This window comes from Marinobacter sp., from assembly GCF_048259445.1.
Taxonomy (GTDB): domain Bacteria; phylum Pseudomonadota; class Gammaproteobacteria; order Pseudomonadales; family Oleiphilaceae; genus Marinobacter.
The window spans coordinates 120,936-139,013 of sequence record NZ_JBLXHQ010000011.1; the positions used below are offsets into that span (position 1 = coordinate 120,936).

Genomic DNA, 18,078 nt, shown 5'->3' on the forward strand with positions numbered 1-18,078 from the left:
ACCGGCAGGCATGTCAGCCTCCACCAAATAGAACAAAAGTCAACCAGAAAGAGCGAAAAATAATCAGTTTTTTCGCCTCCCTGCCCCTTCAATCGCAGTGCCCCCGGCGGTATCATTAGCGCCCTTCGGAACTGGCACCGGTCATTTATTAAACAACCGATCCATTCCGACCTTTGCTTAATCTGCTGTGATACGGATTCAGACCATGTTGCCAATGGCAAAAATCGGGCCGTACACTCTGCCCAATCCGCTGATCGTTGCGCCCATGGCGGGTGTAACAGACCGTCCGTTCCGGCTACTCTGCCGAAGAATGGGCGCGGGGTTAGCGGTGTCTGAAATGGTGATCGCAGACAGCAAACTCTGGCATACGCGCAAATCCAGAACCCGCATGGATCATACCGGGGAGCCAGAACCCAGGTCTGTGCAGATTGCCGGCGGCGATCCGGAAATGCTGGCGAATGCAGCCCGGTTGAACGCTGAGTCTGGCGCCCAGATTATCGACATCAACATGGGCTGCCCGGCTAAAAAAGTGTGCAACAAAGCGGCCGGCTCAGCACTGATGAAAGATGAAAAGCTGGTCAGGGACATTCTGGAAGCGGTTGTCAGCGCAGTCGATATCCCCGTCACCCTGAAAATGCGAACCGGCTGGGATCAAGACAACCGCAACGCCCGGGTCATTGCGCGTATGGCGGAGGATATCGGTATTCAGGCGCTGGCGATTCATGGCCGCACCCGTGCCGATAAATACAACGGTGATGCTGAGTACGACACTATTGCTGAAGTGAAATCCAGCGTCAGTATTCCGGTATTCGCGAATGGCGATATCACATCACCCGAGAAAGCCCGCCGGGTTCTGGCATATACCTGTGCCGATGGGCTGCTTATTGGGCGTGCCGCGCAGGGCAGCCCATGGATTTTCCGGGAAATACTGCATTTTCTTGAAACCGGCCAGCACCTTCCGGCACCCCCACTCAGTGAAGTGGAACAGATTCTGAGCGAACACCTTGACGCCCTGCACAGCTTTTACGGAGAGCTGATGGGCGTGCGCATTGCCCGAAAACATGTGGGCTGGTATCTGCAGTCCCACGACCCCGGCAAACAGTTCCGTAATCGCTTCAATGCGCTTAACGACGCACTGGAGCAGAAAGACAGCATCCAACAGTATTTTTCAGGCTTACGAAATGGAGAGGAATTCGCAGCATGACCGCTGAGACATTGGCAAATAGCACCCTGAACACCCCGGCCAACGATGACATTCACCAGTTGCAAACAGTGAATAGCAGCGGCAACACCGTTACCCTGCGCGATAACGTTGAAGTGGCCCTGAAAAACTACTTCACCCAGCTTGATGGAGCGCCCGTTACGGAGGTTTACCAACTGGTACTTTCCGAGGTGGAAGCCCCGCTGCTGGAGCAGGTAATGAAGTACACCCGCAACAACCAGACCAAAGCATCCACCATGCTCGGGCTGAACCGCGGAACCCTGCGCAAGAAGCTCAAGCAGTACGGCCTGCTATAATCGAAACACCCTGACTTGATGAGGGCCTCCCGGACACCCTTCGCGAGGCCCTTGTTCGTTCACCCCAAGTGAAGAATGTGACCCCATGGCAAACCAGGCTAACACCCCCGTCCGTCGCGCACTGATCAGCGTCAGTGATAAATCCGGCATCGTCGAATTCGCGCGCGCCCTCACCGGCCGCGGTATCGAACTGCTCTCTACAGGGGGCACATTTCGCCTTCTGAAAGAAAACAGCGTTCCTGTTACCGAAGTCTCCGATTACACCGGCTTTCCGGAGATGATGGACGGGCGAGTCAAAACCCTGCATCCGAAAATACACGGCGGCATTCTTGGCCGTCGGGGCACAGACGACGCCATTATGGGCGAGCACAGCATCAACCCGATTGATATGGTCGTGGTAAATCTTTATCCGTTTGAAGCCACAGTCGCCAATCCGGACTGCGATCTCGCCACGGCCATTGAAAACATCGACATCGGTGGTCCGACCATGGTTCGTGCCGCGGCCAAGAACCACAACGACGTTGCCATCGTGGTAAACGCGTCAGATTACAGCCGTGTCCTGAAAGAACTGGACGACAACGATGGCCAGCTCAGCCACAGCACCCGCTTTGATCTGGCCGTCAAAGCCTTCGAACATACCGCAGGCTACGACGGCGCCATTGCGAACTATCTGGGTGGCCGCACCGCCGATAATGACAACACCGATTTCCCGCGCACTTTTAACGCCCAGTTCGTAAAAGTGCAGGACATGCGCTACGGTGAAAACCCGCACCAACGCGCGGCATTCTACGCCGAACGTAGCCGGAAGGAAGCCAGTGTCGCCACCGCAACGCAGCTTCAGGGCAAAGAGCTTTCCTACAACAACGTAGCAGATACCGATGCAGCTCTGGAATGTGTCAAGCCATTTGCAGATCCGGCTTGTGTGATCGTCAAACACGCCAACCCCTGCGGCGTGGCGATCGGTGCTGACATCCTTCAGGCCTATGATCTGGCCTTTGCAACCGACCCCACTTCGGCTTTCGGCGGTATTATTGCCTTCAACCGGGAGCTGGACGCCGAAACCGCAAAGGCGATTATTGATCGACAGTTTGTTGAGGTCATTATTGCACCATCCATCGCACCGGAAGCGGTAGAACTGGTAGCGACCAAGAAGAACGTACGCCTGCTGGCCTGTGGCGATCTCAGCGGCGAGCGCGCCCAGTCAATGGACTACAAGCGCGTAACCGGTGGCCTTCTGGTTCAGGATCGTGATTTAGGCATGGTGGCCATGGCCGATGTAAAAGTTGTAACCAACCGCCAGCCAACTGAACAGGAACTCAATGACCTTCTGTTTGCCTGGGAAGTGGCGAAATACGTCAAATCCAATGCCATTGTTTATGCCCGCGCTGGTCGCACTATTGGTGTTGGCGCAGGCCAGATGAGCCGTGTTTACAGCGCCCGGATTGCGGGTATTAAAGCCGCAGATGAGAACCTGGAAGTGAAAGGTTCTGTCATGGCCTCCGATGCCTTCTTCCCGTTCCGGGATGGCATCGATGCCGCCGCCGAAGCCGGCATTACTGCCGTAATTCAACCCGGTGGCTCCATGCGTGACCAGGAAGTGATCGATGCCGCCAACGAACATGGCATTGCCATGGTTTTCACCGGTATGCGCCACTTCCGACACTGATGAAAACAGGGCGGAGGCAAAACTCTGCCCCGTCTCCTCGTCAGGCTTGTGACAACACTTTGCAATAACTCTTTTAAAAAGTACGGGGCAACGAGATATGAATATTCTGGTCATCGGCAGCGGCGGTCGTGAACACGCATTGGCCTGGAAAGCAGCGCAGTCACCGGATGCGGATACGGTTTTTGTCGCACCAGGCAACGCCGGCACCGCCCACGAACCGGGTATTGAGAACGTCAATATTGACGTTCTGGATCTCGAAGGCCTGGCCAGATTTGCCACCGATAACAACGTAGGCCTTACCATCGTTGGCCCGGAAGCACCCCTCGTAGCCGGAATTGTGGATCTCTTTGAAGAGCGCGGCCTGCGCGTGTTTGGTCCCAGCGCCGGCGCAGCGCAACTGGAGGGCTCAAAAGCCTTCACCAAGGATTTCCTCGCCCGCCAGAAGATCCCAACGGCCGGCTACGGCAACTTCACCGACGTAGACGCAGCCCTGGCTTACGTTCGTGAACAGGGCGCACCGATTGTGGTCAAGGCAGACGGCCTTGCCGCCGGCAAAGGCGTCATCGTAGCCATGACCCTGGAAGAAGCCGAAAACGCCATCCGTGACATGCTTGCCGGTAATGCTTTTGGCGACGCCGGCAGCCGTGTCGTTGTTGAAGAGTTCCTCGACGGCGAAGAGGCCAGCTTTATTGTGATGGTGGATGGTGAGCACGTACTGCCCATGGCCACCTCTCAGGACCACAAGCGCGTAGGCGACGGCGATACCGGCCCGAACACTGGCGGTATGGGAGCCTATTCTCCTGCCCCTGTGGTGACCGCTGAGGTGCACAAGCGCATCATGGACGAGGTGATCTATCCAACGGTACGCGGCATGGCAGCAGAAGGTCATCCCTACAAGGGGTTCCTTTACGCGGGTCTGATGATCGACACAGCCGGCGCACCCAAGGTTATCGAGTTCAACTGCCGCTTTGGCGATCCCGAAACCCAGCCCATCCTGCTGCGTATGAAGTCCGACATTGTTGAACTCTGCCAGGCCGCTATCGACGCCAAACTGGATCAATGCACCTCGGACTGGGAGGAACGCGCCGCCGTGGGCATTGTTCTGGCAGCGGGAGGCTATCCGGGAAGCTACAACAAAGGCGATGTTATTTCCGGCCTGCCGCAAACCGAAACAGAGGGCGAAAAGGCGTTTCACGCAGGAACCACTCTCAACGGCAATCAGGTGGTCACCAATGGCGGCCGGGTTCTTTGTGCGACGGCATTGGGCAACACAGTGACCGAAGCGCAGCAACGGGCTTACGCGCTCGCTGAAAAAATACACTGGGATGGTATGTTTTACCGCAACGACATTGCCTATCGTGCTATTGCCCGGGAAGGATCGTAACGACGCTGTTTGAATTGAAGCCCGGCCAATGACCGGGCTTTTTTATGGAGTAATGTAAGCGAGTTCGCCCAATGGGTGTAAAAGATAAACAAACAGGAACCGCCCAAATGCTGAAAAAATCTCCCTTTACTGCCATTTTCCTTCTTTTGTCCATCCTGCTTGCAAGCGCCTGCTCCCGCCACAGTCTTTACGAAACGGCTATTGGCTTTGAACGCTCAGCCGCCGGTCTTGAAGCGGCCAGCATTGCCGTGGGAGATCTCGACATCGCTTACCTCCGGAACTCCGAAGCCAACAAGGGCGACACCATTGTTCTGGTACATGGCTTTGGTGCCAACAAGGATAACTGGACCCGGCTGGCACACGAGCTAACGGATGACTTCAACGTTTATGCCATAGACCTTCCGGGCCACGGCGAGAGCAGCAAACCGCTGGACCTGGGTTACCGACTGGAAGAACAGGTCAGCCACCTTGCCCGCATTCTGGAGGCTCTGGGGATAAACCGCATGCATATGATGGGCAATTCCATGGGCGGTGCTATTACTGCTCTCTATGCTGCTTCCTATCCGGCACAGATCAAAACCGCCGTACTGTTCGATCCGGCAGGCATCCTCCAGTTTGAAAGCGCACTGGTTGATCTGGTTGTCGCTGGAGACAACCCGCTAATCCCCTCGAAACCTGGTGATTTCGAGCGCCTGATGGATTTCGCGCTTGAGGAAAAGCCCTTTGTGCCCTGGCCCATCCTTGGCGTTATGGAAGAACGGGCCATTGCCAACCGGGAGGTGAATGAAATTATCTTTGCCGCTATCAGGGACGCCGGCTTCGAACCGGATTTCCGCAATACCATTACCCGAATTGAGTCCCCTGTGCTGGTGGTGTGGGGCAAGGAGGACCGTGTCATTGATTACCGAAACGGCGAAGTCTTTGTGGACGCCATTCCCGACGCACGGCTGGAGATAATGGAGGGCATTGGCCACGCACCGATGATCGAAGCACCCGAGGAATCTGCACATCTGTTTCTGGAGTTCGCCAAACCCTACATTTCAAACACCGACTAAAACAACAGGGCAATAGGTTCTGTCGTTATCGGCTTCAACGATCGGTGAAAACAAGGTAGCCTTACGCGGAAGACAATCCGTTTTCCCTGAAAGAACCTCTCATGCCTGAAGCTATCTGGATTTCTTTTGCATTCGGCCTTGGCCTCCTGATGAAAGCCGTGGGGCTGCCGCCGCTGGTAGGCTATCTCACGGCCGGTTTCGTGCTTAGCGGACTCGCCGCCAGCCCGTCCATCGGGATCTCTGCAGAACCCACATCAGTGTTGGCTCATATCGCCCATCTGGGCGTGCTTTTGATGCTGTTTACTGTCGGTCTCAAGCTCAAATTCAAGTCGGTTGTCAGCCCGGAAGTCATCGGCGGCAGCCTGCTGCACTTTGCTATTACCTGCTTTGTATTTACTCCCGGCCTGTATCTGCTGCTAGGCATAAGCTGGTATGTGGCCTTTATGCTGGCCGTTGCCCTGTCATTCTCGTCCACCGTGCTGGCCGCCAAGGTACTGGAAAACAAGCGTGAGCTCAGAGCGTTTCACGGCCGGGTATCCATCGGCATTCTGATCATGCAGGACCTGCTTGCGCTGTTGGTGATGAGCCTGGCTGCGGGCCAGACGCCTTCGCAGTGGGCACTGATTGTTTTCGGGCTGCCACTGCTGCGACCGCTACTGTTCAAGCTGCTTGATGCCAGCGGTCACGACGAACTGCTGGTTCTGCTGGGCATGCTCCTGGCACTTGTTATCGGCGGCATGGGTTTTCAGGCAATAGGGCTCAGCTCGGAACTGGGAGCCCTCATCTTCGGTGCTATTCTTGCAAACCACCCCCGCAGCCAGGAGCTGGCGAAATCTCTGTGGAGCGTGAAGGAAATCTTTCTGGTGGGTTTTTTCCTGCAGATTGGCATAGGCGGCCTGCCTGACACCAATGCCATTGTCTTTGCCGTTGTAGCGGCACTGGTGCTGCCCCTTAAAGGGATTCTGTTCTTCTTCCTGATGCTGCTGTTCCGTCTACGCGCCCGCAGCAGTTTTCTGACATCGCTGGCCCTCACCAACTATAGTGAGTTCGGTCTGATTGTTGCCAGCATTGCTCTCCCGGAGTGGCTCGTGCCACTGGCGATAACAGTGGCGCTCTCCTTCCTGATATCGGCGCCGCTGAACCGGCTCGCACACCCATTGTATGAGCGCCTGAGCCATCGCCTCGTGCGCTTCGAAAGCCATCAGCGGCATCCCGATGAGTTACCTATTTCTCTTGGGGACACACGCGTTCTGGTTATGGGCATGGGACGCACCGGCACAGCTGCCTATGACTGGCTGAAAAACTCTGAAGCAAGGTTAATGGCACTGGACTCCGACCTTCCTAAAGTGGCAAGGCACCAGGCCAAAGGGCGAAACGTTGTCTATGCAGATGCCGAAGACAACACCTTCTGGGAAGCGCTACATATGCCATCGGTGGAAGCCGTTGTTCTTGCCATGAGCGATATAGAGGCGAAACTGATCGCGGCGCGAATGCTCAGAAAGCTGGGCTTTACCGGCTACATTGTCGCCCACACCATGTACGCGGACGAAGCTGAACGCATTTGCGAAGCCGGCGCTGACAATGCCTATCTGACCATGAGTGAAACCGGCGTTGCGCTGGCCAGCCACATTCAGGACGAACTCTCACCGGCTCTGTCCCTGGTTCCGGAGAAAGCAGGCTGAGCTCAGCCTGCCGGCAGCGCACATGTCCGGAACCCGGTGTAGACGTCGTTCCTCTGAGGCAGATAGGCCTGTCGATAGGTGCCACGAATCAGACTGGACGACGTGGCACAGCTGCCTCCGCGGCTAACCTTGTGATCACCGAACTGAAGTGTGGACATAAACGGATACATGTCTATGCAAAAGCCGTCATAGGGAAAAAACTGACTGCTGGTCCATTCCCATACCGTGCCGATCATCTGCCGGCACCCGAAAGGGCTATCGCCCGCAGGGTAATCAAAAACCGGGTTCTGAGCCATACCATTGGCATTCATATCGGCGTGACAGGGCTCCGGCGACTGATTACCCCATGGATACCCCTTGAACGATTCGCCCTTGTGGTTAGCAAGCGCCGCAACCTCCCATTCCTGTTCGGTGGGTAGCCGTCGACCCGCCCAGTGACAATAGGCTTCGGCCTCCCAGTAGCTGACGTGGGTTACCGGCGCATCCGCATTCAATGGCTGCCATTGATCAAATAATTTTTCCTGCCACTGGCCATCATGCCAGCGCCAGTAAAGCGGGTGCCGAGGCATCTTCAGCAAGGGCTCCATAGCACCGTGCACAAGAGATATATCCGTTTCTGTTCTGAGCCATTTCTGGCCCCCGAACGACCACAATTCTGGCTTTTGGTAACCGTTATCCTCTACGAAGGCCATAAACTCCTCATTGCTTACAAGGCAGCGAGAAATCGCAAACTCATCCAGACTCACCTCATGCCGGGGCTTCTCACTGTCAAATGCAAAGTCTTCCGTTGCAAAGCGTGACGACTCGCCCGGCATGCCGATCAGCCAGCGACCGGCCGGCACAACTGCATCCTGTTTCAGAGACCCGGTTGCAGAATCACCTGGAGCGGGGCGTGAGAAATTCGCCCCGGGTGGTGGCGCGTAACCAACCGTTTGACGGCACCATACCAGCGACTCTATGTGCATGTTCTGATGAAATATGGCGTAACGGCAGAGATACAGTTCGCGATCTGTCAGTGGCTTACGTTCAATGCGGTGCGCCATTTTATCGTATACATGATCGAAATAGGCCAGAGTCTTTTCAAGGCCGGGGAACAGATCACCACACCAGCGATCCTTGTGGTCGATATGAAACGAATCCCAGAGATCGTCCATGGCAGGATCAAAACTGGGATCACCATCAAGGAGATTGAAAACAAAGACCTCATAGAAAAAAGCCGCATGCCCCATTTCCCAGAGTGGCGGATTGACGCCCGGATGATAGGGTACATCCAGCTGTTTTTTATCCAGAGATGTAATCAACTCGCGCGTTCGTTGCCGTGTCAGAGCAAGCTCCGCCAGTAACTCGGCTTTATGGATCGGCTCCGCTTCCATCACGATTCCTCATGTTTGATTCGTATCAATGCTGTCAGGCCCAGACCAGCATAATCACAGGCACAGCGACGACTGTAACGATTAACGTCAGGGGCAGCCCCAGGCGCCAGTAGTCGCCGAACTCGTAGCCTCCGGGCTCCATAACCAGGGCGTTTGATTGATGACCAATGGGCGTCATAAAAGCACAGGACGCACCAACGGCAACCGCCATTAACACCGCATCGGACGGGATCTGCAACTCGCCGGCCAGGCTCAAGGCAATAGGCGCAACCACAATAGCCGCCGCTGCGTTATTTACTACGTTGGACAACAGAGTTGTGCCCACCAGAATCATAACCAGCACCGAAGCAATGGACAGATTCTCACCCAGCACCAGCATCTGCGAGGCTATCAGAGCTGCGCCACCGGTGCTTTCCATGGCCTGGCCGACCGGTATCATGGCCGCCAGCAGAACGATCACCGACCAGTCAATTGCCTTGTAGGCCTCCGCCGCAGACATAAGATTCACGAGTACCATGGCTACAGCCCCGGCCACCAGAGCAACGGGGGCGGAAAGCAGGCCTGTCACAATAACCGCAATACTGGCCAGAAAAATGCCGGATGCCATCGCAGTGTTTCGGGGCGACCCCAGCCTCAACCCCCGCTCTGCCAGTGGCAGACAGCCGAGCTCTGCCAGGGTTCCGCTCAGAGAATCCTCAAAGCCCTGAACCAGCAATATATCGCCCGCATTGAACCTTATATCTCCAAGGCGTCGCTTCAGCCGATAACCCAGCCTTGCTACGGCAACAATGTTGAGCTGATTGCGCTCCCGTAACTTCAGCCTGTTCGCCGTCTGCCCTACCAGAGAGGACTCCGGAGCAATAACGGCTTCCACCAGATACAGCTCCCCCTTTGCTATTCGGGCTGAAGCACTCTCATCATACTTTTCGCTTTCTCCATTAGCGCCATCGCTGATGCCGTCAACTTTTTCTCTTCCGCTGTTTTCATCCGATTCTTCATCGTCTACAGCCTGGTTGGCGAGTTCAAGCCCGGTTTTATCGAGAAATACCTGCAAGCTGGATGTGTCTGCCTCAATCAGCAACACATCTCCTTCACGCAAAATTTTATAGGTGGACGGAACAGCCTGTACCTTCTCATCACGAATCAGGGCGAGAACAACAATATCCGCTTCGTCTCCCGCCGCTGCCAGAAGGCTGTGCAACGTTGAGCCTGCGTGATCTGAATCTTTTGGCAGGCGAAGCTCTGTCAGATATTCGCCAACACTGAAAAGCTTCGCATCAGCAGCACTCTGTTCCCGGCGGGGCGTCAAACGCCAACCGACCAGCGTGATGAACGCAATACCCGCAAGCGTAATCGCCACGCCGACCGGCGCAAAATCGAACAACCCGAAGGTGCCGCTCTCACGATAGGATGCAATGATGATATTGGGTGGTGTACCGATCAGTGTCATGGTTCCGCCCAACAAAGAGCCGAACGCCAGAGGCATCAACAGCAATGATGGCGAGCGCCCCGCTTCCCGCGACATCCAGATTGCTACCGGCATCAATAATGCCAGAGCACCTACATTGTTGATAAAGCCTGAGCAAAGAGCCACTACGCTGGTCAGCGTGAGCACCTGCAGTGTGGGCCGGTGGCCAATCTTCCCCAGCAGGCGCGCGATGTTATCTACCACGCCGCCATTCACTAGCCCCTGGCTGATAACCAGAACGGCCGCCACCGTAATCACAGCCGGGTGACCAAAACCGGCAAACAGCTCTTCGGCTGGCACCAGCCCGCTAATGGCGACCGCCAGCAAGGCAAGCATAGCTACCACATCAAAGCGAACGCGGTTCCACACAAACATGGCAAGGGTGATTCCGAGCACCGCAAATACAATGCCTTGCTCGATACTCAAGGGCAGTCTCCTGTTCTTTATAAGGTTACAGAATATAACAAAGTGGGGACAAAGTAGCGCAGGTGCGTATTCTCCGGCTAATACAACAGACACACTGAAAATGTCAGGTTTCTATACAGTTTTATATCGCGCAAAGTACATGCAATTCGCAAGTAGCTGTATAACCGTACCTATATACCTGCTGGTACAGATCCTGCCTGTATAACAGCTATTCAAAATGATAATCCTGGCTGTACAGAGCAGCCATGGCGGGCCACACAGGACAGTGGCCGGATTCTTCGCAGTACCGGTTAATCAACGTAATCCTGAGCGGCTGGCAGTCCCATTTCCAAGGCACAACTCCCGTGGAGGTTTGCCATGATGGAAAAGCGACCGCTTGTTTGGTTGTCAGCGGCAAACAGCAACAACTGCGCACGAAAGGAACTGGAAGCAAACTGGAATCTGATCGATTTCAATCTTGATGAGCCAGTACCCCTTTTTAATCAAGTTTCGAACGGGGCCAAAGTTGGCGTGCTGGAATTCCCAAGCCTGTCACGAGACAACATGCCCTGGCCGGAAAGCTGGCTCGAAATGCTTGATCTGAACTACTGGGTCGCAATCGCTCCCCAGCAACCTGTTAGCGGAACGCGCGCTGCCAGGCTCATTGTTCGCTACTGTTCTGATTTTCATACATTACCTGTGGACTATAAGCGCCTCGACACAGTACTCGGGCACCTGTGGGGTATGGCGACGATTCTGGAGCCTGCTGGCAGCCTTAACGATGACTACCAGAATCTCGCATTACTGGGGGATTCTCAGTCCATCCAACATGTCCGCAACCTGCTCCGGCGCTTTTCGACAACTCTGGAACCGGTGTTGATTTCCGGTGAGAGCAGCACCGGGAAGGAGGCGGCCGCTCGATTCCTTCATTCGCACTCGGCCCGTGCAGCAGGCCCACTCGTTATCATTAACTGCGCAGCCTTGCCCACCACTCTCACCCAGAGTGAGCTGTTTGGTTATGAAAAAGGAGCCTTCACCAGCGCTCTGAGTTCGCGCCAGGGACGGCTTGAACAGGCCAATGGCGGCTCGGTAGTGCTCTCCGGCATTAACGAACTGCAGCTTGAGCAACAGTCCGCACTCCTGCGGTTTCTTCAAGAAGGCAAGGTTGAGCGTGTGGGCGGTAGCGCCCAGATACCGGTTGATTGCCGAATTATTACAACCACCAGCGAGCCCTTAGGGGACCTTATTGAACTCGGGCGCTTTCGAAGTGATGTTTACTTCCGGCTTGGCAGTCTTGAAGTAAAGCTTCCCGCTTTAAAAGAACGGCGAGAAGATATACCGATCCTCGCCCGTTCATTGCTGGACGCAACGTGTCAGGAAGCCGAGCCAAAAAAACTCAGCAAAGGAGCTAACCAGAGCCTGCTGACCCACTCTTGGCCTGGCAACCTCCAGGAGTTGCAGAATCGCCTGCGGCAAGCGTGGTTGCTAAGCGATCAGCTTGTTATCGAGGCGTCAGACCTCGGGCTCTCCCTGCCCGTACCTGGCTCTGATGCGGCCTCAAACCTCAGCCTCAAAGAGTTTCGTGCCAGAGCCGACAGACAGGCGCTGCGGTGCAGCCTCAGACTGGCAAACCACAACATATCTGAGGCCGCCAGACTCCTGAACATATCGAGAGTGTCACTGTACCGACTCATGGACAGATACGACCCACGTCCGCATAACCGAAATACTCAAAAACGGCCTCACCGAAAGGGGGATTTAACATGACGATCCAAGCTCGGCTAATACTCTCCCTGAGCGTTAGCCTGATTCCCATAAGCAGTATCGCAAAACCGGAATACAACGAGGCGGACATCGCATCCGCCCAGGCCGAGGAATACAAAGAACAAGCCTCGGATATTGCCTCTATCACTTCTGACCGGGGTATTGTCACCCACCCCGGGCGCTTCACCATTGAGCCCTCATTTTCTCACGCCCACAGTAACGCAACGCAGGTCGCGGTGGAGGGTTACACCGTGATTCCTGCTCTGCTGATAGGTTTGATAAATATCTCAGAAATCCAGCGGGATATTTTTGTCGGGGCCCTGTCACTTAAATATGGTTTTACCAGCAGATTTGAAGCCGCTTTGCGGGTGCCCTACCTGAGCATTCAGGAAGATCTTCGGGAACGACAGGCGTTCGAAGGGACCCCGGTAGATACACTGCGAGAGTCTTCAGGCGAAGGCCTGGGCGACGTGGAGCTGTCCGTGCGCTACCAACTCAATGATGGCCTGAAGGGCTGGCCTTATGTCATTGGCTCCTTCCGGGTAAAAGCGCCGACCGGAGATAGCCCATACGACGTCGATCAACAGGTTATTAACGATAGCCAGGGCAACCCCATCGGAATTGAGCTTGAAGAGCGACCAACAGGCTCGGGGTTCTGGTCTTTTGAGCCGGGGGTCTCATTCATCTACCCGTCGGATCCTGCAGTTCTCTATGGCAACCTCAGCTACGTTTATACTCTGAAGGACGAAAAGGGCTATGAGAATGGTAATACCGTTGATCCGGGCGATGTAATCCGGTTCGGTTTTGGTATGGGTTTCGCCTTTAATGATCGGACTTCTTTCAGTCTGGGCTACGATCACTCAATTATCCGAAAGACCACTTACGAGCGCGACATCGACCTGTTCAGTGCTAACTTCGACAGCATCCAGATCGGTTCACTGGCATTCGGGCTATCTCAGCGGCTAACACCCAGCACAACACTGAGCCTTACCGTCAATGTAGGGGTGACAGAGAATGCTCCGAACACTGAGATCACCCTGAAACTGCCAATCAGTCTCTAGAACTTGCGGGCGTTTACGCTCAGATGATCAATGACCAAGAAATTGTAGGATGGGGGCGCGCAGGTTATCGGGCATACGATAGCCTGTCCCCAGATTATTCAGCTCAATGTTCAGTTGTCGCGCATTCTGGATAACGGAGCTATTCAGGTCGTTCTGGATCAGTGTCATCCACCCACCATCGTTCGAGGTGGCTGAGACAAGCGCCTGCCCACTCTGTCCGGAGTTGATAATACCAAGCACAGTCTCCACCCTATGCGGCATAGCCTTACCGCTGACCAACTGATTCAGATTCGGGATGGTCAGACGATTGATCGCCAGGGTTTCGCCGTTCACAGAAACCACTTGCTCAAGCCCGATCGAAATCTCCAGATTCTCCAGACTGAAACCACCTCTCTGCGTGGCCAGCTCATCGTCACTCAGAGCCGGAGCTAAAAATATTCCATCGGCCACTGCGGGCATTTCCGCAATTCCGAAAGCAATGACCAGTCCTGTAATTGCACATCGCGAAAGGCTGACCATGGCGTTACCACTCCCTGGTTGATGGCCAATATGGCAGCGTATGACCGAGTGATGGTCCGTCCTGTCCTTTGAAAAGCGGTGCCCGGACAATCTGCGGCCAGTTTCCATCGGTAAAGAACTTGCTACGCCCCTGCTGTATATCACTGCGAATAACAAAGGCTGCACCATTCCAGTACTCTTCAAACTCCACTCTGGAGTATGCTTTAAGCCCTCGGGCGGGGTCGCCAACAAACACCTCAGTCTCACTGATCCCCTTGATGACAACAAAGTGTCGGAAGCCGTTCAGATTCAAGAGGACAATGACCGGAAGACGAACCTTGTCCCGCAAACCCGCAAGCGGCATACGAAAGCCATCAGCCTGATATCCTTCAGATTCCAGAAACCGTTTCATATCCAGCATGGAGAAACCTTCCTGGCGAACCTTTTCCGGATCTGCCAACGAGAACATTCCCGAGAAGACTTCCTGCTCCGTAACTTCGTGGTCGTAATGATAGGTCAGTAGCGATGCAATCGCGGCAGAGCCACAACTGAAGTCGTACTGCTGCTGCATAACCGAGCTGAAACGCTGTTCCTTGAAACTGCGAACCTCCACCTGAAGCCCGCCACTCAGCCCCGGCAAAATGACGGTGCCAGCAAAAGCAGTGGACCAGAGCATCGCAGCACCCGCTATAAATATAACAAGCCTACGCTTCACCATGGCCCACCTCCTGTCAGCGATTGATAAGAATATTTACCTGAGTGCTGTCCTGAATCACCACCTGGTTACCCGTGTTCTGGATGACCGTGGCAATACCACTCATATTCCCGAATGCCTGATCTGAGATCATGTTATTGCCGGTCACTGAAGGCCCCGACAACGTATTTCCGGTGACCATCGCGCTCTGTTGATTGTCATTGAGCTGCAACTGGACAGGAACTCCCTGACGACCACTGGATTGCTCCAGTTGATCTGCACTCATCGGGGGCTGGCTCATCCATTCTTCAGCTGCCGTTCCGGCAGCTGGCCCCATGACAGCGAATAGACAGGCGATCCTCAGGATCCCTCTGATGACGTTAGTCATGACACGCCTCCCGGCAGGAACCGGGCCACACCCCGAGGTGCGGCCCGCCTTGCTCACTGAGCGCCGCCACCGCCAGCGGACAGGTTGGACATGACACTCACGTTGGCCTGGGTAACACTACCCACGCCGGCGTTCTGGGCAAAGGCACCAACGCCCGTGAAATTAGCAGAACCTCCCGAGATCTCGTTGGAAGCGCGAGCTTCTGTATAGGCGCGCTTACCATTGGCATCGCCATAGGTCATGGTGGTTCCACTGACCGTACCGTCAAGGTCAGCATCGTTCATGAACACCTCCAGCGACACGTTCAGCTCGGTAACACTGTTGTCAGAGCTGTCACTGCTGTCGCTGTTGTAGGAGTCAGTGGCATTGGTGGAGCTATCTGAACTGTCACTGTTGCCGCTGTCAGCGATCTTGAACGAATCGTTGACGTTGGTGCTGTTATCGGAATTATCGGAGTTGTCCGAATTATCCGAGTTATCACTGTTATCGGAATTGTCGGAGTTATCTGAATTATCCGAGTTGTCCGAGTTATCCGGATTGCCGCTGTCGGCAATCTTGAACGCGTCGTTCACGTTTGTGCTGTTGTCCGAATTATCGGAGTTATCCGAGTTATCACTGTTATCGGAATTGTCAGAGTTGTCTGAATTATCCGAGTTGTCGGACATATCATTTCCACTGTCAGCAATTTTGAACGAGTCGCTGACATTGGTGCTGTTGTCTGAACTGTCGGAATTATCCGAGTTGTCGGAATTGTCGGAGGCATCGGAATTATCCGAGTTGTCCGAAGCATCCGTATTGCCGCTGTCGGCAATCTTGAACGAATCAGCAACATCCGTGCTGTTGTCTGAATTGTTCGAGTTGTCGGAATTATCCGAATTGTTGGACGCATCAGAATTATCCGAGTTGTCCGAGGCATTCGTGTTGCCACTGTCGGCAATCTTGAATGAATCAGCAACATCCGTACTGTTGTCTGAATTGTTCGAGTTATCAGAGCCGTCCGAATTATCGGAGTTGTTGGTGTTCGTGGAGTTGTCGTTGCCGGAGTCGGTGTTGCCGGACTGATCGTTGTTGGCAGTAGAGGTATTATCCGCATTGGTATTCGGATCTCCGTCTCCACCCTGATCCGCAAAAGCGAAACCGGACACACCCAGACTCATGGCAATGGCCGCTGCTAGCAATCCCTTCCTGGTATTCATGATGTCGTTTCCTTCTAGGTTATTGGCTTTTTAAGGGATCCGACCCAACCCGCTAGCCTTCGGGTAAGCCAAGGTCCAGACCCACACCAAGAAGGTAGCGATTCCCATGCCAAAATAATGTTGGAAGGCCCAAGCTTTTATTTTTAATGGGAATTTCAGAGCTATCCTCAAGGCAAAGCAACATTTCCAGAGACAGGAACTGTTTCAGGAATGAAACAGTATGGTTACAGACAAAGTAGAGAACTTAAGGTTTACGCCGCAATTTCAGACACATACGGAAATCTGGCAGTGTAAAAAAACAAAAACCCCGCAAACTGTCTCCAGCTGCGGGGTTTTTGTGCTCCCGGAACAAGCCCGGGAGCGGGGGTACGATAAACCGTTCGATTAGCCGAACTGGTTCATGGTGTTGTCTGAACCACCGGCTTTCAGCGCAGCATCACCTGCGAAGAATTCCTTGTGGTCGTCACCGATGTTGGAACCAGCCATATCCTGGTGCTTAACAGTGGCGATGCCCTGACGGATTTCTTCACGCTGTACGCCTTTAACGTACGCAAGCATGCCTTCTTCACCGAAGTAACCTTTGGCCAGGTTGTCAGTAGACAGGGCCGCAGTGTGGTATGTCGGCAGAGTGATCAAGTGGTGGAATACACCGGCTTCACGGGCAGCATCGCGCTGGAAGTTGGCTGTCCACTCATCGGCCAGCTTGCCCAGCTCAGTGCTGTCGTACTCCTGGCTCATCAGCTTGGCGCGGTCGTAGGCAGATACGTCCTTGCCTTCTTTCTGCATTGCGTCAAATACCTGCTGACGGAAGTTCAGAGTCCAGTTGAAGGAAGGGCTGTTGTTATAAACCAGCTTGGCATCGGGAACCACTTCCTTGATGCGGTTTACCATGGCAGCGATCTGACCAACGTGCGGCTTCTCGGTCTCGATCCACAGCATGTCAGCGCCGTTCTGCAGGCTGGTGATACAGTCCAGAACTACACGATCTTCGCCAGAGCCTTCTTTGAACTGGAACAGGCCAGAAGCCAGACGCTTGGGCTTAACCAGCTTACCGCCCTGCTTGATCACAACGTCGCCATTGTTGATGTCTGCAGCATTTTCGATAATGTCGCCATCGATGAAGCTGTTGTACTGGTCACCCAGGTCGCCCGGCTCGTTGGTGACAGCGATTTGCTTGGTCAGGCCAGCACCCAGTGAGTCAGTACGGGCAACGATCACACCGTCGTCAACACCCAGCTCAAGGAACGCCAGACGAACAGCGTTGATCTTGGACAGGAAGTCGGCGTGGGGAACGGTTACTTTACCGTCCTGGTGGCCACACTGCTTCTCGTCAGAAACCTGGTTCTCGATCTGGATGCAGCACGCACCCGCTTCGATCATCTGCTTGGCCAGCAGGTAGGTCGCTTCGTCGTTACCGAAACCGGCATCGATGTCGGCAATGATCGGCACAACGTGAGTTTCGTGGTTGTCGATCTGTTTGATCAGCTCTGCTGCTTTGGCATCGTCACCGGCTTTTTCAGCAGCTTCAAGATCGCGGAACAGATGGTTCAGTTCCCATGCGTCAGCCTGGCGCAGGAAAGTGTAAAGCTCTTCGATCAGACCAGAAACTGCAGTCTTCTCGTGCATGGACTGGTCAGGCAGCGGGCCGAACTCGGAACGCAGGGCAGCAACCATCCAGCCAGACAGATACAGGTAACGACGCTTGGTAGAACCGAAGTGCTTCTTGATGGCAATCATCTTCTGCTGACCAATAAAGCCGTGCCAGCAACCCAGAGACTGGGTGTACTGCGACGAGTCTTTGTCGTAGTTCGCCATGTCTTCACGCATGATTTTTGCGGTGTACTTGGCAACATCCAGACCGGTCTTGAATTTGTTCTGGGCGCGCATACGTGCAGCATGCTTGGGGTTGATAGCGTTCCAGGTCGG

Annotated in this window: 15 protein-coding genes; 8 read left to right on the forward strand and 7 right to left on the reverse strand. The window is 54.5% G+C overall.

What is annotated here, in order from left to right; genetic code table 11:
• Positions 1-205: 205 nt before the first annotated feature.
• From dusB to ACN0RL_RS10210, 6 genes are all read left to right on the forward strand, one after another.
• Positions 206-1,204 (forward strand): tRNA dihydrouridine synthase DusB, encoded by a 999-nt coding sequence (dusB, locus tag ACN0RL_RS10185; RefSeq protein ID WP_417516327.1) that lies wholly within the window; start codon positions 206-208, stop codon positions 1,202-1,204.
• On the forward strand, positions 1,201-1,518 hold the full coding sequence (fis, locus tag ACN0RL_RS10190) for a DNA-binding transcriptional regulator Fis (protein ID WP_417516329.1): 318 nt from the start codon (positions 1,201-1,203) through the stop codon (positions 1,516-1,518). The genes dusB and fis overlap by 4 nt, the downstream gene beginning before the upstream one ends.
• Before the next feature lie 85 nt (positions 1,519-1,603).
• Positions 1,604-3,184, forward strand: coding sequence for a bifunctional phosphoribosylaminoimidazolecarboxamide formyltransferase/IMP cyclohydrolase (gene purH / locus ACN0RL_RS10195; RefSeq protein WP_417516331.1), 1,581 nt, complete (start codon positions 1,604-1,606; stop codon positions 3,182-3,184).
• Positions 3,185-3,281: 97 nt separating this feature from the next.
• Positions 3,282-4,568, forward strand: a complete 1,287-nt coding sequence (purD, locus tag ACN0RL_RS10200; RefSeq protein WP_417516333.1) for a phosphoribosylamine--glycine ligase — start codon at positions 3,282-3,284, stop codon at positions 4,566-4,568.
• 107 nt (positions 4,569-4,675) lie between these two features.
• Entirely contained in the window at positions 4,676-5,623 is a 948-nt protein-coding gene (locus ACN0RL_RS10205; protein ID WP_417516335.1) for an alpha/beta fold hydrolase, read from the forward strand.
• A gap of 101 nt (positions 5,624-5,724) precedes the next feature.
• Entirely contained in the window at positions 5,725-7,305 is a 1,581-nt protein-coding gene (locus ACN0RL_RS10210; RefSeq protein ID WP_417516337.1) for a cation:proton antiporter, read from the forward strand.
• A gap of 2 nt (positions 7,306-7,307) precedes the next feature.
• Here the strand turns inward: ACN0RL_RS10210 and senA are convergent, their stop codons facing one another.
• Together senA and ACN0RL_RS10220 are read right to left on the reverse strand one after the other, a co-directional pair.
• Positions 7,308-8,678: a selenoneine synthase SenA gene (gene senA / locus ACN0RL_RS10215; RefSeq protein ID WP_417516339.1), complete on the reverse strand. Its 1,371-nt coding sequence runs from the start codon at positions 8,676-8,678 to the stop codon at positions 7,308-7,310.
• 34 nt (positions 8,679-8,712) lie between these two features.
• Positions 8,713-10,572 carry an SLC13 family permease gene (locus tag ACN0RL_RS10220; protein WP_417516341.1) on the reverse strand — a complete coding sequence of 620 codons (1,860 nt, stop codon included), beginning with the start codon at positions 10,570-10,572 and terminating at the stop codon, positions 8,713-8,715.
• A gap of 357 nt (positions 10,573-10,929) precedes the next feature.
• On the opposite strand from ACN0RL_RS10220, the gene ACN0RL_RS10225 reads away from it, so the two are divergent.
• Together ACN0RL_RS10225 and ACN0RL_RS10230 are read left to right on the forward strand one after the other, a co-directional pair.
• Positions 10,930-12,318 carry a sigma 54-interacting transcriptional regulator gene (locus ACN0RL_RS10225; RefSeq protein ID WP_417516343.1) on the forward strand — a complete coding sequence of 463 codons (1,389 nt, stop codon included), beginning with the start codon at positions 10,930-10,932 and terminating at the stop codon, positions 12,316-12,318.
• On the forward strand, positions 12,315-13,376 hold the full coding sequence (locus tag ACN0RL_RS10230; protein WP_417516345.1) for a transporter: 1,062 nt from the start codon (positions 12,315-12,317) through the stop codon (positions 13,374-13,376). The genes ACN0RL_RS10225 and ACN0RL_RS10230 overlap by 4 nt, the downstream gene beginning before the upstream one ends.
• A gap of 27 nt (positions 13,377-13,403) precedes the next feature.
• Here the strand turns inward: ACN0RL_RS10230 and ACN0RL_RS10235 are convergent, their stop codons facing one another.
• From ACN0RL_RS10235 to ACN0RL_RS10255, 5 genes are all read right to left on the reverse strand, one after another.
• Positions 13,404-13,895, reverse strand: a complete 492-nt coding sequence (locus ACN0RL_RS10235) for a hypothetical protein (protein WP_417516347.1) — start codon at positions 13,893-13,895, stop codon at positions 13,404-13,406.
• Between the two features lie 4 nt (positions 13,896-13,899).
• On the reverse strand, positions 13,900-14,592 hold the full coding sequence (locus ACN0RL_RS10240; RefSeq protein ID WP_417516349.1) for a C39 family peptidase: 693 nt from the start codon (positions 14,590-14,592) through the stop codon (positions 13,900-13,902).
• A gap of 13 nt (positions 14,593-14,605) precedes the next feature.
• Positions 14,606-14,956: a hypothetical protein gene (locus tag ACN0RL_RS10245; protein ID WP_417516351.1), complete on the reverse strand. Its 351-nt coding sequence runs from the start codon at positions 14,954-14,956 to the stop codon at positions 14,606-14,608.
• A 53-nt stretch (positions 14,957-15,009) separates the two neighbouring features.
• Entirely contained in the window at positions 15,010-16,152 is a 1,143-nt protein-coding gene (locus ACN0RL_RS10250) for a hypothetical protein (protein ID WP_417516353.1), read from the reverse strand.
• Between the two features lie 384 nt (positions 16,153-16,536).
• Positions 16,537-18,078: isocitrate lyase (locus ACN0RL_RS10255; protein WP_417516355.1), on the reverse strand; the 1,542-nt coding region annotated here is incomplete at its 5' end.

Coding starts and splice junctions, on each gene's coding strand:
- dusB (WP_417516327.1), top strand. CDS start 206: ATGTTGCCAATGGCAAAAATCGGGCCGTACACTCTGCCCAATCCGCTG.
- fis (WP_417516329.1), top strand. CDS start 1,201: ATGACCGCTGAGACATTGGCAAATAGCACCCTGAACACCCCGGCCAAC.
- purH (WP_417516331.1), top strand. CDS start 1,604: ATGGCAAACCAGGCTAACACCCCCGTCCGTCGCGCACTGATCAGCGTC.
- purD (WP_417516333.1), top strand. CDS start 3,282: ATGAATATTCTGGTCATCGGCAGCGGCGGTCGTGAACACGCATTGGCC.
- ACN0RL_RS10205 (WP_417516335.1), top strand. CDS start 4,676: ATGCTGAAAAAATCTCCCTTTACTGCCATTTTCCTTCTTTTGTCCATC.
- ACN0RL_RS10210 (WP_417516337.1), top strand. CDS start 5,725: ATGCCTGAAGCTATCTGGATTTCTTTTGCATTCGGCCTTGGCCTCCTG.
- senA (WP_417516339.1), bottom strand. CDS start 8,678: ATGGAAGCGGAGCCGATCCATAAAGCCGAGTTACTGGCGGAGCTTGCT.
- ACN0RL_RS10225 (WP_417516343.1), top strand. CDS start 10,930: ATGATGGAAAAGCGACCGCTTGTTTGGTTGTCAGCGGCAAACAGCAAC.
- ACN0RL_RS10230 (WP_417516345.1), top strand. CDS start 12,315: ATGACGATCCAAGCTCGGCTAATACTCTCCCTGAGCGTTAGCCTGATT.
- ACN0RL_RS10235 (WP_417516347.1), bottom strand. CDS start 13,895: ATGGTCAGCCTTTCGCGATGTGCAATTACAGGACTGGTCATTGCTTTC.
- ACN0RL_RS10240 (WP_417516349.1), bottom strand. CDS start 14,592: ATGGTGAAGCGTAGGCTTGTTATATTTATAGCGGGTGCTGCGATGCTC.
- ACN0RL_RS10245 (WP_417516351.1), bottom strand. CDS start 14,956: ATGACTAACGTCATCAGAGGGATCCTGAGGATCGCCTGTCTATTCGCT.
- ACN0RL_RS10250 (WP_417516353.1), bottom strand. CDS start 16,152: ATGAATACCAGGAAGGGATTGCTAGCAGCGGCCATTGCCATGAGTCTG.